Genomic DNA, 14377 nt, shown 5'->3' with positions numbered 1-14377 from the left:
CTGGCGCGTCAGCGTTAGCCTGAGCACAGCATGCGACGGGGAGCAGGGAAAGGAAAAAAGCAGCGCAAGCGAACGCGCTTGGCTTGTTGCTTGGAGATAGCACCAGCATAGGTTCCTGCCTGTGTATTGGCGACGGCGCAAGGACTCTGGCGCCGCCTGTGTATCTTGCTCACCCCACCACGTAGCGCTTCGACGGTCCGCCCGGCGCGGCCTGGCCGCTCTTGCCGTACACCGCCGCGTCGCCGCCGCCGGCCGGGGTGCGCATGGCGTTGATCAATCCCTGGGTATGCGACAGCTGCCGGGTGATCAGCATGCCGTTGATACGGTTCAATTCTTTTGCCTCGCGCGTCTTGTCCAGCAAGGCTTGCCAGCCAGACAATGCATCGGCCGCGCCGCTGCCTTCCACCCACGCCTGCATGCCGCCATCGTCCGCCGCAAAACCGGCCGCCGCCAGGCACGCGTGGCGCTCGCGGGCCAGCGCCGTCATGGCGACCACCACCTGGGCCTTGCGCGGAGTAAGCTCGTCGAGACCGGCCGTGTCCGCGCTGACCAGCAATTGCTGCTCCTGCGTCATCAAGTCCAGCACGGACGTGATCAAGGCAAGTTCCTGCGCCAGGGTCGTGCTCGGAGTGGCTGTTGGCATGGTCATGGTATCGCCGGAAAACCGGCGCGGTTAGCGTTGACGGGAATGCAGCAGGTCGCGCACGGTGTCGAGCAAGCCATCCGCAACTTTCTCGGAATTGACCTGGAACTGGCCGTCGGCGATCGCCAGCTTGATGCGCTCGACTTTTTTGGTGTCGAACACGCTATTGCTGTTGCCAACCGAACTGGCCATGGCCTGGCCCTGCGACGACAGCTTGACGCTGTCGGTGCTGGCCGGGGCCGCGCTGGCGGCTTTTTCGGTGCTCTTGGCGTTGGCTGCGGGTGTACTCGCCGCAGGCAGGCCGGGGTTGGTCTTGAGGTTGTCGTTAATTTTCACAGCATCATCCTTCTCTGGGCGGAGCGGTAAAAACTCCAGGGTCTGCGTAAGTAACGGCGCATGCGGCGTAAACTTTAGCGCATTCCTGCGGGAGTTTGAACCCTTGTCTAAAAGACCACCTCCACCAGGCCGCCCGCCCTGGCCACCCCGCTGAGGATGGCGCCGGCCGGCGTTCTCACTTGTACCACCTGGCCATCGCTGGCATTGCCGATTGCGCGCGCTTCGGCAGATACCCGGAAGCCATTGCCGCTCGACACTACCCTGACCAGTTGCCCTTGCTGCACCACCGGCTTGCCGCGCAGCGCGTCGAGGCGCAGCGGGGTGCCGGAGGCGAGCGACACCGTACTGGTGCGTCCGACCGCTTGCGCCATGTCGGTCACGACCCCGTTCGGCATCGTTCCAATGTCGCCTTTAAGCAACACTAATTGCGATTGTTCAATTGTCTGGCCCTGGACCAGCGGCACGGCGGTGGCCACGTAAGCGGTCACCACGCTCACCTGTGCCTGAATATACACCGTCCACGCGACCGGCGCGGTGCAGCGCACGCCGACCGTGGTTTTTCCGGACGTGCGCGCCCCCGGCTGCTGGAAAGCCTGGGGTTCAGGGCAGGAGGCCAGGCTCATGCGCTGGTTGACCGGGCCGGCCGTGACCGTCACCTCGCCCGCCACGGCCGCGTTCTGGGCGCGCAGGTAGTCTTCGGCCACGCGCTTGAGCACCGCCGGGTCCTGCAAGGCCGGCGCCGGGGCGGCGGCTGGCTGCGCGAAGCAACATTGCGAGGCAAGCAAGAGGGCCGTAAACAAAGTGATTTTCATGGTGATTGCTTTCAGGAATGAGAGCATCATAGACGTCACGCGCCGCCAGCGAATCCCTGAATAGCCGTGTTTTGGCGTTCCTTATCGTTCGATTGGGCAAGCAGGGCGGGCCGTATGATTCATCCTGTCATCACAAGTACATTGCCGCCAACCCGGAGGCAGTCGACAGATGCGGAGCACGACATGATTGGCAAACTCGACGATTACATGCGCTTTAACGAGACGGCCCTGAGCCTGCGCTCGCAACGCCAGGAATTGCTGGCGTCGAACATCGCGAATGCGGATACGCCTAATTACAAGGCGCGCGATATTGATTTCGCCAGCGCCCTGCAAGGCGTGCTGGCCAAGAATACGCCGCCGGCGGGCGTGCTCAAGCAGACCGCCGCGGCCCACATGCCGGCCGGCGCCGCCAAGGGCGACGTGCTGGCCAACGGCACCCCGGTGATGTACCGCACCCCGGCCCAGGGCGCGGTCGACGGCAATACGGTCGACATGGATGTCGAGCGCAACCAGTTCGCCGACAACGCCCTGCGCTACGAAGCGGCGGTGACCTTCATTAATATGCAGATTCGCGGCATGACCATGGCCGTCCAGGGAGGCCAGTAACCATGTCGCTGTTTAATATCTTTAACGTGTCCGGCTCGGCCATGAGCGCCCAGGCCCAGCGCCTCAACGCCACCGCCAGCAACCTGGCCAACGCCGACAGCGCCACCAGTGCCAGCGGCGAAGCCTACCGCGCCAAGCAGGTCGTGTTCGAGGCGGTCCCGACCGGCGGCGCCGGCACCGCCGTCAAGGTGCGCGAAGTGATCGACGATCCTTCCCCGCTCAAGCAGGTGTACGACCCGAAACATCCGATGGCCGACGAGAAGGGTTATGTGGCCATGCCGAACGTGAACGTGGTTGACGAGATGGTCAACATGCTGTCGGCCTCGCGTTCTTACCAGACCAATGTCGAAACCATGAACGCGGCCAAGTCGCTGTTGATGAAAACGTTGACCATCGGTCAATAACCTGAGTCATACACTGAGAAGCCGCCATGTCAACCGTCAATTCCAACGCCCCCGTGATGTCGCAAGACTTGCTTAACGCCGTCAATCCCAAGAAGCCGAAAGCGGTCGAAGGCAGCGTCGAGGCCGACACCAATAAGTTCATGACCCTGCTGGTCACCCAGCTCAAGAACCAGGATCCGATGAATCCGCTCGACAATGCGCAGATCACCAGCCAGCTGGCCCAGCTGTCGACGGTGACCGGCGTCAACAAGCTGAACACGACCATGGAATCGCTCAAGTCGAGCTACCAGAGTTCGGAAGGCTTGCAGGCCGCTAACCTGATCGGGCACGGCGTGCTGGTCGACGGCAATGGCGTGACCCTGGCCGGCGGCAAGGGCATCATGGGCGTGCACATGGCTACCCCGGCCGACAAGGTGCAGCTGATTGTCACCGATCCGAAGACCGGCAAGGATGTCCAGACCATCGACCTCGGCAAGCAGGCGGCCGGCACCGTGCCGGTGGCCTGGGACGGGGTGGTCGACCCGACCAAGCTCGACGCGGCCGGCAAGCCGATCGCGCTCAAGGATGGCAATTACCTGATCCGTATCGTCGCCGAGCGCGGCGGCGAAGTCTTAAAAGATGCCAAGGCCCTGTCGTTCGACACGGTCGCCAGCGTGACCACCAGCGCCAAGGATGGCGTCAAGCTGAATCTGCCCTCGCGGGGCGTCGTATCAATGAGCGACGTCAAGCAAATTCTGTAAACAAGCCGCTACTACTTATTCATTTTCAGGAGAAACACCATGTCGTTTCAACAAGGACTTAGCGGCTTGAATGGCGCAGCCAAATCGCTCGACGTTATCGGTAACAACATCGCCAACGCCAGCACCGTCGGTTTCAAGGGGTCGCAGGCGCAGTTTGCGGACATGTACGCCAATTCGCTCAACGGCGCCGGCGGCAACCAGGCCGGGATCGGCGTGAAAGTCTCGCAGATCGCCCAGCAGTTCACCCAGGGTAATATCGAAAGCTCGAACAACCCGCTCGACATCGCGATCAACGGCGCCGGTTTCTTCCGCACCGATGTCAACGGCGACGTGCAATATTCGCGCAATGGCCAGTTTTCGCTCGACAAGAACGGCTTCGTGATCAACGCCCAGGGCGCCAAGCTGACCGGGTATACCGTCGGCGAAAGCGGCAACATCCTGACCGGCTCGGCCGTGCCGCTGAAGATCGACAACAAGGACATGGATCCGCTCGAAACGACCCGAGTCGATACCAAGCTCAACCTCGATTCGCGCAGCCCGCTGCCGATCAAGGTGCCGTTCAACGCGGCCGATCCGGAAACCTACAACAAGCAGACTTCGATCGACGTCTTCGACAGCCTCGGCAACTCGCACGTGATGTCGACCTACTACGTCAAGACCGGCCCTGGCGCGTGGGACGTGTACGTCGGTTCGGACGGGGTGGAAATCACCAACCAGGCCGTGGCCGCCGCGGCCCAGACCGATACCGGCGCGACCACCGCACGCACCGCCTTCCAGACCGCCGCCACCGCCGTGCCGCCGGGTAACCTGGCCGCCGCCGCCGCCGCCTACGCCACCGCCGCCGGCGCCGCCGTGGCCGCCGCCGCGGGCACCAAGGGCGCCACCGCCGCCCAGCAGACCGCAATTACCACCGCCGCCACCAGCGCCGGCGGCACGCCCGGCATCACTCCGGCCGAGATCGACAAGCTGATCGCCGCCGCCGTTAAGGTCCCGGGCGTGCGCGCCGGCCACCTCAATTTCGATACCAATGGCGTGCTGAACGCCGCCGCCATGGCGCCGCAGACCTTGCCATTGCAGATCGAATTGCCGGTGTTCCCGCTGACCGGTTCCAAGCCGACCATCGAATTCGACCTGTATTTCGCCGGTTCGACCCAGTATGGCGACGCCACGGAAGAGAAGAAATCGAGCCAGGACGGCTACACGGCGGGTAACCTGCAGCGTTTCTCGGCAGGGCCTGACGGCACCATCCTGGGACAGTACAGCAATGGCGAATCGCGTCCGCTGGGACAAGTGGTGCTGGCCAATTTCGCCAATCCGAACGGGCTGCAACCGCTGGGCAACAATGCCTGGGCGCAGACGCCGACCTCGGGCGGCCCGCTGATCGGTACGCCGAATTCTGGCAGTTTCGGCAATTTGCAGGCCTCGGCGGTGGAGAGTTCGAATGTCGACCTGACGGCGGAACTGGTCAATATGATCACGGCGCAGCGGGTGTACCAGGCCAATGCGCAGACCATCAAGACGCAGGATTCGGTGTTGCAGACGCTGGTCAACCTGCGTTAAAGCTAGCTCGTCGTTCCCGCGCCAAGGCGGCACTCGGCGGGAATCCATAGCACCGATGTGCTGCGGTGGTTCAAGCGTGCACCGTTTCCCCGCTTACGTGCTATGGGTTCCCGCCAAGGGGGCCGCCGAGGCCGGGAACGACGGGGTAACGGGCGGGAATGGTGTTAGCGGTATGCATCTAGGAGAAGATCATGGACAGACTCATCTACACAGCCGGCAGCGGCGCCAAGCACATCCTGGAGCAGCAGGCGACCACCTCGCACAACCTGGCGAACGTCACCACCACGGGTTTCCGCGCCCAGATCGACGCCTTCCGCGCCGTGCCGATCGTTGGCGAGAACCTGCCGCTGGCCACGCGCGCCTTCGTGGTCAACACCACCGCCAGCACCGATTTTACCTCCGGACCCCTGCAATTGACCGGGCGCGACCTCGACGTTGCGCTCAAGGGCAAGGGCTTTATCGCCGTGCAAATGCCCGACGGCAGCGAAGCCTACACCCGCAACGGTGCCCTGCAGATGAATGAAAACGGCCTGCTCACCAACAGCGCCGGCTTTGCCATCCAGGGCGATGGCGGCAGCATTACCGTGCCGCCCGAGGTGTCGGTCTCGATCGGCGGCGACGGCACCATCTCGACCATCGCCACCACCACCAAGCCGGGCGCGCCGACCATCCTGGGGCGCCTGAAACTGGTCAACCCGCCCGAGCAGGACCTGGTGCGCGGCGACGATGGCCTGTTCCGCCTGAAAAGCGGTGTGGCGGCCGAGGCCGACCCGCAAGTGGCGGTCGCCGGCGGGGCGCTGGAAGGCTCCAACGTCAGCCCGGTCGATGCCATGGTGACCATGATTTCGCTAGCCCGTTCGTTTGAACTGCAAATGAGCCTGATGAAGAATGCCGAGAACAACGCGGCGAAAGCCACCCAGATCCTCGCTTTGGGTTAACACCGGGCAGCGCATAATGGCTTCATTGATCGGTGCGTGGCGATGTTCGCCGGCCGCCGTTACTGGAGAAGACCATGATTCGTTCCCTTTTTATCGCCAAGACCGGCCTCGAAGCGCAGCAGACCAACCTGGACGTCATCACCAATAACCTGGCCAACGTCAGCACCAACGGCTTCAAACGCAGCCGCGCCGTGTTCGAAGACTTGCTTTACCAGAATGTCCGCCAGCCCGGCGCCCAATCCTCGCAACAAACCCAGCTGCCCTCGGGCCAGCAAATCGGCACCGGCACGCGCGTCGTCTCGACCGAACGCATTCACACCCAGGGTAATCCCCAGCAGACCGGCAACTCGAAAGACGTGATGGTCAACGGCGCCGGTTTCTTCTCGGTGCTCATGCCCGACGGTACCGCCGCCTACACCCGCGACGGCTCGTTCCAGACCGATTCCAACGGCCAACTGGTGACCTCGTCCGGCTTCGTGGTGCAGCCGGCCATTACCGTGCCGTCCAACGCGCTGTCGCTGACCGTGGGGCGCGACGGCACCGTCTCGGTGACCCTGCCGGGCACCGGCGCGCCATCCCAGATCGGCAGCCTGCAACTGAGCACCTTTGTGAACCCGGCCGGGCTGGAGTCGAAAGGCGAAAACCTGTACGTGGAAACTGGTGCTTCCGGCAATGCCAACACCAACACCCCGGGCACCAACGGCTCCGGCGTGCTGCTGCAAGGCTACGTGGAAACATCGAACGTGAACGTGGTCGAGGAAATGGTGAACATGATCCAGACCCAGCGCGCCTACGAGATCAACAGCAAGGCGATCACCACGTCCGATCAGATGCTGCAAAAACTGTCGCAGCTGTAAGCGCGGCCAGGAGATTTTCATGAAGACCTTTCTTATCGTTTCCCTGCTGGCGCTGAGTGGCTGCGCCGCCACCCCGAGCTCGATCGTGCAGCGTCCGACCAGCGCGCGTCCGCTCATGGCCGAGCAGGGCGCGCCCGCCAACGGCGCCATCTACCAGAGTTCGCAGTACCGCCCGCTGTTCGAAGACCGGCGCGCGCGCCATATCGGCGACATGCTGACCATTAACATCACCGAGCGCACCTCGGCCGTGAAAGCCGGCGCCAGCTCGGGCAACAAGTCCGGCTCGGCCAGCTTTGCCGCGCCAGGCGTGATCAAGGGCGTGTTCGGCGCCGCGGTCGGGGTCGAAGGGGCCAACAAGTTTTCGGATTCGGACAACCAGAGCGCCAGCAATACCTTTACCGGCACCATCGGCGTGACCGTCACCGAAGTGTTGCCGAACGGGAACCTGATCGTGGCCGGGGAGAAGCAGGTGGCGATGAACAAGGGCGTCGAGTTCATCCGCTTCTCGGGGATGATCAGCCCGGACAATATCGGCACCGGCAACACGGTCTCGTCGACCCAGGTGGCCGATGCGCGGGTCGAGTACCGCACCAACAGCCAGATCGACCGCGCCGAAATGACGGCGATGGTGTCGCGTTTCTTCCAGTCCCTGCTGCCATTCTGATCGGAACTTTCATGCGTGCATTCCTGAACACCGCTGCTTTGGCACTCTCGCTGACCCTGCTGCCGCAGGCCGTCCAGGCCGAGCGCCTGAAAGACCTGACCACGATCGCCGGCGTGCGCCAGAATCAGCTGAGCGGCTACGGCATCGTGGTTGGCCTGGACGGCAGCGGCGACCAGACCACCCAGACCCCGTTCACGGTGCAATCGATCATGTCGATGCTGCAGGCGAAGGGCGTGAACATGCCGCCGGGTACCAGTTTGCAGCTCAAGAACGTGGCCGCCGTCATGGTGACGGCCTCGCTGCCGGCCTTCGCCCAGCCGGGCCAGACCATCGATATCACGGTGTCGTCCATCGGTAACGCCAAGAGCTTGCGCGGCGGCACCTTGATCATGACGCCGATGCAAGGCGCCGATGGCCAGGTGTACGCCATGGCGCAGGGCAATGTGCTGGTCGGCGGCGTCGGCGCCCAGGCGGGTGGTGCCCAGGTGCAGGTCAATCATCTGGCGGTGGGCAAGATTTCCGCCGGCGCCACGGTGGAGCGCGCCGTCGCCTCGAACCTGGGCGAGAACAACCAGATTCGCCTGGAACTGAACACCACCGATTTTTCCACCGTGGCACGGGTGGTCGAAGCGATCAACAACCATTTTGGTCCAGACATCGCCACCGCGCTCGACGGGCGCGTGATCCGGGTACGCTCGCCCTCGTCGAGCGACCAGCGGGTGGCCTTCATCGGCATCCTGGAAGGGCTGGAAGTCAATCCGTCCAGGCTGGCCGCCAAGGTCATCATGAACGCGCGCACCGGCTCGGTGGTGATGAACCAGACCGTCACGCTCGACACCTGCGCCATTTCGCACGGCAACCTGTCGGTGACGATCAGTTCCGATCCGCAGGTCAGCCAGCCGGGACCGTTTTCGGGCGGGCAGACCGTGGTCACCCAGAACACCCAGGTCGAAGTGAAGAAAGATCCGGGCAAGGTGGTCATGCTCAAGGGCGGCGCCTCGCTGGCCGAAGTGGTCAAGGCGATGAATGCGATCGGCGCTTCGCCGCAAGACTTGCTCTCGATCCTGCAGGCGCTGAAAGCGGCCGGATCGCTGCGTGCCGAACTCGAAATCATTTGAGGATGCCATCATGATCGGCCCATCGAACGACCTGAGCAGCAAATTCGCCCTCGACACCAATGCCTTGGGCGGGCTCAAGCAGTCGGCCAAGGCCGGCTCCCCGGAAGCGCTGAAAACCGCGTCGACCCAGTTCGAGGCCATGTTCATCAATATGATGATGAAAAGCATGCGCGACGCCACGCCGCAGGGCGAAGGCATGCTCGACAGCCAGCAAACCAAGACCTTCACCACCATGCTCGACCAGCAAATGAGCCAGAACCTGGCCAAGCGCGGGGTCGGCCTGGCCGACGTGCTGATCCGCCAGCTGAGCACCACCGCCGCCAATGCGCAGGCGCTGGCGATTAATGGCGATCCGATCGCCCAGCCGGCCCAGCCGTTTACCATTGCCAACGACCAGCCGGCCAAGCGGATCGCCATGCCGCCCGGGCGCGATGCCGGTGAAATGATCACCTCGCCACGCGCGCTGCTCACGCCGACCACGACCAGTCCCGCGCCGGGCGCCAGCGGCGCCCCGTCCACCCCCGGCGTGAGCGCGAGCGGACGGCCGCAGTCGCCGCATGTGCGCGCGTTCCAGGAAAAGCTCGGTGCGCATGCCGACGAAGCGGCGCGCGCGACCGGGATTCCGGCCAAGTTCATGCTGGGCCAGGCCGCGCTCGAATCGGGCTGGGGCCGGCGCGAGATCCGCAACGCCGACGGCGCCACCAGCCACAACCTGTTCGGCATCAAGGCCGGTCCTGGCTGGACTGGCAAGGTTGCCACGGCGGTCACGACCGAATACGTCAACGGCAAGCCGCAGACCCGGGTCGAGAAATTCCGCGCCTACGATTCGTATGCCGACAGCTTCAAGGATTACGCCAAGCTGATCACCAACAACCCGCGCTACGAAAAAGTGCTGGCCAACGCCCAGGATGCTGCCGGGTTCGCCCAGGGCTTGCAGAAAGCCGGCTACGCCACCGACCCGCTGTACGCGGCCAAGCTGACCAAGATTATCCAGCGCAACCTGGCGTAGATTAGCCTGGCGCCAAGGGTGCTGACGTCAGCACCGCCCGGCATACGTGCCATGGATCCCCGCCGAGGGCCGCCTTGGCGCGGGGGCGACGGCTGACGGCGGCATCGTTGGCCTCCGGCTCAAGTTTTTTGATAACTTGCCGTAGACAGAGATATTCAAGGAAAGAAACCACATCATGTCTGGAAATCTCCTCAACATCGGCAAGACCGGTTTGTTCGCCGCGCAAGTGGGCCTGTCCACGACCGGGCACAACATTGCTAACGCCAACGTGGCCGGCTACAGCCGCCAGACGATTATCCAGTCGAGCGGGATCGCCCAGAACTATGGCTATGGTTTCGTCGGCAGCGGTACCGAGGTCGAGCAGATCAAGCGCTATTCCGACAGCTTCCTCAACGGCCAGGTGCGTTCGGCCCAGACCCAGGTCAGCTCGCTCAACGCCTTCTATTCGCAGATCAGCCAGGTCGATAACTTGCTGTCGGACACTACTTCCGGCCTGTCGCCGGCCTTGCAGGATTTTTTCAAGGGCGTGCAAGACATGGCCTCGAACCCGTCCTCGGCCGCCTCGCGCCAGGCGGTGCTGTCGAATGGCGAATCGCTGGTGTCGCGTTTCCAGGGCATCAACGACCGCCTGAGCGAGATCCGCCAGGGCGTCAACAGTGAAATCACCTCCAAGGTCGGGGTGATTAATTCCTACGCCGAGCAGATTGGCCAGCTCAACGACAAGATCGCCCAGCTGAGCACCGGCTCCGGCGCCGAGCCGAACGACCTGATGGATGCGCGCGACCAACTGATCGCCGACCTGAACAAGGAAGTCAAAACCACGGTCACGCGCGGCAACAACAACAGCCTGACGGTGGCCATCGGCAGCGGCCAGCCGCTGGTGGTGGGCAACAAAGCCTTCCAGCTGACGGCCACCACCTCGCCGACCGACCTGAGCCGGGTGCAGGTCGGCCTGGTCACGGGCAGCAATGTGACCGTGCTGGCCGACAGCGCGCTCTCGGGCGGCGAACTGGGCGGCTTGATGGAATTTCGTTCCGGCACGCTCGACCGGACCCAGAATTCGCTCGGCAGGGTGGCCATTACCCTGGCAGAAACCTTTAACGCCCAGCACCGCCTCGGCATCGATTCGGCCGGCAATCCGGGCGGCAATTTCTTCACGGTGGGCGCGCCGGTGGTCGGGCGCAACATCAATAACGCGGTCGGCAGCACCACCGATGTGAAGGCCGCCATCGTCGACCCGGCCGCGCTGACCCAGAGCGATTACAGCGTGAGCTACGACGGCAGCAATTACACGGTGACGCGCCTGTCGGACAAAAAACCGTTCCCGGTCACCCCGTTCCCGCAGACCGGGCCGCAGGTCATCGATGGCGTGGCGTTCACCGTGACCGGCAGCGCGAGCGCCGGCGACAGCTTTCTGGTGCGCCCGACCGTGAATGGCGCGTCCGACTTTTCGATGGTCGTCAACGAGCGCAATTCGATTGCGGCGGCGGCGCCGATCAGCACCAGTGTGCCGCTCAGTAACAAGGGCACGGCGACCATCAGCGAAGGCAATATCGACGCCGCTTACCTGACGCCGGGCAATGCGCTGACGGCGCCGGTCAACCTGACCGTGGGCGGCACCCCGGCCGGCCTGTCGGGATTCCCGGCCGGCCAGGCCGTGACGGTGACCAACAATGGCACGTCCACGACCTATCCGGCCGGCACCGCCTCGATTCCGTTCACCGCGGGCGCCAATTACAACTTTGGCGGCGTGAACCTGAAGTTTGCCGGCACCCCGGTGGCGGGCGACACCTTCACGGTCGCGCCCAACAGCAACGGCACGGCCGACAACCGCAATGCGCGCCTGCTGGGCAATTTGCAGACCAAGCCGATCCTCGATGGCGGCAAGGCCACCTACCAGTCGGCCTACGCCGAACTGGTCAGCTTTGTCGGCAACAAGACGCGCGAAGTGCAGGTCAACAGCCAGGCTGGCGATACCTTGCTGAAACAGGTGACGGCGGCGCAGCAGGATGTGTCTGGCGTGAACCTGGATGAAGAAGCGACCAACCTGCTCAAGTACCAGCAAGCCTACCAGGCTGCGGGCAAGGTGATGCAGATGGCCAGTACCCTGTTCGACACGGTTTTGTCGATCAGTCGTTAATTACATAGCCTTAGCAGAGTCGGGGAAACCAGCATGCGCATCAGCACCAACACCATCTACGCCAACGGCACTGGCCAGCTCGGCAGCTTGCAGAGCCAGTTGGCCAAGACCCAGATGCAGCTGTCGACCAACCGCCGCCTGGTGACGGCCGCGGATGACCCGGTCGCGGCGGCGCGCGCGCTTGAACTGGCGCAGTCGCAGTCGGTCAACGAGCAGTTCAAGGTCAACCGCATGAACGCCAACAGTTCGCTGGGGCAGGTGGAGGGCGCGCTCACCAGTGCGACGACCCTGATGCAGGAAATCCAGCGCCTGTCGGTGTATGCCGGCAATGGCGCGCTGACCCCGCCCGACCGCGAAGCGATCGCGATCGACCTCGAGTCGCGCCTGCAGGATTTGCTGGCGGTGGCCAATACCGAGGATGGCGTGGGCGGCTATCTGTTTGCCGGGCACCGCGCCAATACCCAGCCGTTCACCCAGACCGCTGGCGGCGCCCAGTACAACGGCGACCAGGGCCAGCGCATGTTGCAGGTCGGCTCCTCGCGCACGATGCCGGTCAGCGAGACCGGGAACACCATTTTTGAACGGAATATGACCGGCAATGGCGACTTCCAGACCCGCGCCGCGCCGGGCAACACCGGTTCCGGCCTGATTTCGCCGGGGACGGTGACCAACAAGTCGGCGCTGACCGGGCACAATTACAGCGTGACGTTTGCGGTGACGGCGACCACGCCGCCGGTGACGACGTATATGGTGACCGATACCACCACCAATGAAGCGATTCCGCGCCCGCCGGCCGTGGCCACGCCACAGCCATACAAGACCGGGCAGCAGATTGCCTTCGACGGCATGGCGATGGACGTCAAGGGCGAGCCGGGCAACGGCGACAGTTTTACCACCGAGCCGAGCGTGAACCAGTCGGTGTTCAAGACGATTACCGATCTGGTGTCGGCGCTGCGCCAGCCTGTGATCGGCGCCGGTGGCAAGGCCCAGCTTGCCAATAACCTGAGCGTGGCCAATGCCAACCTGACCTCGTCGCTGGATAATATTCTGTCGGTGCGCGCCTCGTTCGGCTCGCGCATGCAGGAACTCGATTATCTGGACAGCGCCGGGTCGGACCGCGATATCCAGTATCAGACCGCGATATCGAACCTGGTGGACCTGGACATGGTCAAGGCGCTGTCGCAGTTCGCGCAGCAGCAAACCACGCTGGAGGCGGCGCAGAAATCGTTCAAGGCCCTGTCGGGGTTGTCGCTGTTTAATTACATCGGGTAGCAGGGCAGGGGAGCGGCCTGGCCGCTGCCCCGTCGCCCGCTGCAAGGCTGGTAAAAAGCCACCGTGGTTGCGGTGGCTTTTTACTTGACAGCGACATTCACCGTTTTCTCCAGAAGGTCGCGTAATTGATCCACGTACTGCGCTCCCCACTTGCGCGCCAGCGCGTCGTCGAAATTTGTGATCGTGTATGAATCGGCTTTGTCAAAGTGCGAAAAAACGCATCTGAACGTGCAAGAAATTATCCAGGCCAGTAATTTATAGTTTTCTTTTGGCGCTGCGTAGTTGTCGAGAACGACGTCCATGTCGTCGCATACCGATACAAACAGGTGTTCATCGAAATTTCCCAGCTCAAATAATTCATAGCAAAAGGTGTTCTCAATCGCGTCATTTTTATTGCGGGCCAGTCTGTGCCAGGCATTTTCAACACGGGCATCGGGGTCTTGACAGAGGTCAGGGTCGTTCGTTGCTTGCGAACCGGCGTCACGTCTCAATTTTGATGCCGCGAGTTCTTCTTTTTCGATATGGATGGCGCCTATGTTGTCATTGGGGACTGTCCAGATAAGGCCGGAGCTGGTCCGGAATCGAACGCCATCTTCATTGACTTCAACGCTGGTAAAGGGATTCGATTCTGTGGACATGACTATCCAGTCCAGCAAGCCGCCGGTCCGTTTGCAGAAAAAGCCGCAGGAGCCATGGGAGGCTGCCTCGCCGCCGGAATACGTCGAGTTTCCGATTTTCACGGAAAAATTTTCGAATATGAGCGTCAAATCGGATTCGTCCACGACGATGGCATCATCAATCTCGACTTTGTCATTCCTTATTTTGTATCCCATCACGCGCGAAGAGTTTGTAGCTACGCAGTCCGCGTAATAGAAATGTTCCTGATCAATCAGTGTGTTCATAGCCGCAACCGCTGGCCAATCACCATTGGTGCCGCATGCCGAAAAGTCGCTGCGAACGTAGTCCGCCAGCGCATTCTCCGGATTGAATGCGTTCTGATAAAAGGGCGCCTGATTGCCAGGGTGCAGATGTCTGCGGCGGGTAGCACGGTCAGCAATTCGCCATTCATTGCGGTCAAGGCAAATCCAGATTCGGCCAGGTATTCATCAGAGACATGCATGAGCTTGTGGATCAGCCGTATGTCCGACCAGACTACCGGCAAGGCCACCATCTCCGGCGTATCTGCTGCGCTGACTACCTCGAAGGTGAGTGTGCCAATCTCTTCCCAGTCGCTGAGATCATGCATGTCCACGCCCACCCTCAGGGTTCGACCATCGC

General features: G+C 62.7%; 16 protein-coding genes. 11 read left to right on the top strand and 5 right to left on the bottom strand.

Features of this window, described 5'->3' with window-relative positions:
• Positions 1–169: 169 nt before the first annotated feature.
• The 3 genes from F1609_RS22885 to flgA all read right to left on the bottom strand — a co-directional run bounded on the left by F1609_RS22885 (position 170) and on the right by flgA (position 1791).
• Positions 170–649, bottom strand: coding sequence for a flagella synthesis protein FlgN (locus F1609_RS22885; protein ID WP_229422011.1), 480 nt, complete (start codon positions 647–649; stop codon positions 170–172).
• Positions 650–673: 24 nt separating this feature from the next.
• The gene (flgM, locus tag F1609_RS22880; protein ID WP_166882390.1) at positions 674–979 is read right to left on the bottom strand and encodes a flagellar biosynthesis anti-sigma factor FlgM; all 306 of its coding nucleotides are present in this window, start codon (positions 977–979) and stop codon (positions 674–676) included.
• Between the two features lie 107 nt (positions 980–1086).
• Positions 1087–1791, bottom strand: a complete 705-nt coding sequence (gene flgA, locus F1609_RS22875; RefSeq protein WP_167078974.1) for a flagellar basal body P-ring formation chaperone FlgA — start codon at positions 1789–1791, stop codon at positions 1087–1089.
• Between the two features lie 183 nt (positions 1792–1974).
• On the opposite strand from flgA, the gene flgB reads away from it, so the two are divergent.
• From flgB to flgL, 11 genes are all read left to right on the top strand, one after another.
• On the top strand, positions 1975–2397 hold the full coding sequence (flgB, locus tag F1609_RS22870) for a flagellar basal body rod protein FlgB (RefSeq protein ID WP_167078973.1): 423 nt from the start codon (positions 1975–1977) through the stop codon (positions 2395–2397).
• A 2-nt stretch (positions 2398–2399) separates the two neighbouring features.
• Complete coding sequence (flgC, locus tag F1609_RS22865) at positions 2400–2801, top strand: flagellar basal body rod protein FlgC (protein ID WP_167078972.1); 402 nt, start codon at positions 2400–2402, stop codon at positions 2799–2801.
• Positions 2802–2827: 26 nt separating this feature from the next.
• On the top strand, positions 2828–3541 hold the full coding sequence (locus tag F1609_RS22860; protein WP_167078971.1) for a flagellar hook assembly protein FlgD: 714 nt from the start codon (positions 2828–2830) through the stop codon (positions 3539–3541).
• Between the two features lie 39 nt (positions 3542–3580).
• Positions 3581–5101, top strand: coding sequence for a flagellar hook protein FlgE (locus tag F1609_RS22855; protein WP_167078970.1), 1521 nt, complete (start codon positions 3581–3583; stop codon positions 5099–5101).
• 191 nt (positions 5102–5292) lie between these two features.
• Positions 5293–6039, top strand: a complete 747-nt coding sequence (locus F1609_RS22850) for a flagellar basal body rod protein FlgF (RefSeq protein WP_167078969.1) — start codon at positions 5293–5295, stop codon at positions 6037–6039.
• A 74-nt stretch (positions 6040–6113) separates the two neighbouring features.
• Positions 6114–6896: a flagellar basal-body rod protein FlgG gene (flgG, locus tag F1609_RS22845; RefSeq protein WP_167078968.1), complete on the top strand. Its 783-nt coding sequence runs from the start codon at positions 6114–6116 to the stop codon at positions 6894–6896.
• A 19-nt stretch (positions 6897–6915) separates the two neighbouring features.
• Positions 6916–7560 (top strand): flagellar basal body L-ring protein FlgH, encoded by a 645-nt coding sequence (locus F1609_RS22840; protein ID WP_167078967.1) that lies wholly within the window; start codon positions 6916–6918, stop codon positions 7558–7560.
• 11 nt (positions 7561–7571) lie between these two features.
• Positions 7572–8678: a flagellar basal body P-ring protein FlgI gene (locus F1609_RS22835; protein WP_167078966.1), complete on the top strand. Its 1107-nt coding sequence runs from the start codon at positions 7572–7574 to the stop codon at positions 8676–8678.
• A gap of 10 nt (positions 8679–8688) precedes the next feature.
• Complete coding sequence (gene flgJ, locus F1609_RS22830) at positions 8689–9687, top strand: flagellar assembly peptidoglycan hydrolase FlgJ (RefSeq protein ID WP_167078965.1); 999 nt, start codon at positions 8689–8691, stop codon at positions 9685–9687.
• A gap of 175 nt (positions 9688–9862) precedes the next feature.
• Positions 9863–11827, top strand: a complete 1965-nt coding sequence (gene flgK / locus F1609_RS22825) for a flagellar hook-associated protein FlgK (RefSeq protein WP_167078964.1) — start codon at positions 9863–9865, stop codon at positions 11825–11827.
• Positions 11828–11860: 33 nt separating this feature from the next.
• Positions 11861–13099: a flagellar hook-associated protein FlgL gene (gene flgL, locus F1609_RS22820; RefSeq protein WP_167078963.1), complete on the top strand. Its 1239-nt coding sequence runs from the start codon at positions 11861–11863 to the stop codon at positions 13097–13099.
• An 80-nt stretch (positions 13100–13179) separates the two neighbouring features.
• On the opposite strand, the gene F1609_RS22815 is transcribed toward flgL, so the two are convergent.
• Positions 13180–14001, bottom strand: a complete 822-nt coding sequence (locus tag F1609_RS22815; protein WP_167078962.1) for a hypothetical protein — start codon at positions 13999–14001, stop codon at positions 13180–13182.
• Complete coding sequence (locus F1609_RS22810) at positions 13998–14345, bottom strand: hypothetical protein (protein WP_167078961.1); 348 nt, start codon at positions 14343–14345, stop codon at positions 13998–14000. Before F1609_RS22810 ends, F1609_RS22815 begins: the two co-directional genes overlap by 4 nt.
• Positions 14346–14377: the final 32 nt, after the last annotated feature.

Origin of the sequence: Massilia aquatica (genome assembly GCF_011682045.1) — a bacterium.
GTDB lineage: Bacteria > Pseudomonadota > Gammaproteobacteria > Burkholderiales > Burkholderiaceae_D > Telluria_A > Telluria_A aquatica.
Note: the sequence above shows the minus strand (reverse complement) of the source record. Positions and strands in the feature narration are given on the sequence as shown.

Bases quoted from the DNA above. Each gene is read 5' to 3' on its own strand.
- F1609_RS22885 (WP_229422011.1), bottom strand. From the start codon at position 649: ATGACCATGCCAACAGCCACTCCGAGCACGACCCTGGCGCAGGAACTT.
- flgA (WP_167078974.1), bottom strand. From the start codon at position 1,791: ATGAAAATCACTTTGTTTACGGCCCTCTTGCTTGCCTCGCAATGTTGC.
- flgB (WP_167078973.1), top strand. From the start codon at position 1,975: ATGATTGGCAAACTCGACGATTACATGCGCTTTAACGAGACGGCCCTG.
- flgC (WP_167078972.1), top strand. From the start codon at position 2,400: ATGTCGCTGTTTAATATCTTTAACGTGTCCGGCTCGGCCATGAGCGCC.
- F1609_RS22860 (WP_167078971.1), top strand. From the start codon at position 2,828: ATGTCAACCGTCAATTCCAACGCCCCCGTGATGTCGCAAGACTTGCTT.
- F1609_RS22855 (WP_167078970.1), top strand. From the start codon at position 3,581: ATGTCGTTTCAACAAGGACTTAGCGGCTTGAATGGCGCAGCCAAATCG.
- F1609_RS22850 (WP_167078969.1), top strand. From the start codon at position 5,293: ATGGACAGACTCATCTACACAGCCGGCAGCGGCGCCAAGCACATCCTG.
- flgG (WP_167078968.1), top strand. From the start codon at position 6,114: ATGATTCGTTCCCTTTTTATCGCCAAGACCGGCCTCGAAGCGCAGCAG.
- F1609_RS22840 (WP_167078967.1), top strand. From the start codon at position 6,916: ATGAAGACCTTTCTTATCGTTTCCCTGCTGGCGCTGAGTGGCTGCGCC.
- F1609_RS22835 (WP_167078966.1), top strand. From the start codon at position 7,572: ATGCGTGCATTCCTGAACACCGCTGCTTTGGCACTCTCGCTGACCCTG.
- flgJ (WP_167078965.1), top strand. From the start codon at position 8,689: ATGATCGGCCCATCGAACGACCTGAGCAGCAAATTCGCCCTCGACACC.
- flgK (WP_167078964.1), top strand. From the start codon at position 9,863: ATGTCTGGAAATCTCCTCAACATCGGCAAGACCGGTTTGTTCGCCGCG.
- flgL (WP_167078963.1), top strand. From the start codon at position 11,861: ATGCGCATCAGCACCAACACCATCTACGCCAACGGCACTGGCCAGCTC.
- F1609_RS22815 (WP_167078962.1), bottom strand. From the start codon at position 14,001: ATGAACACACTGATTGATCAGGAACATTTCTATTACGCGGACTGCGTA.
- F1609_RS22810 (WP_167078961.1), bottom strand. From the start codon at position 14,345: ATGCATGATCTCAGCGACTGGGAAGAGATTGGCACACTCACCTTCGAG.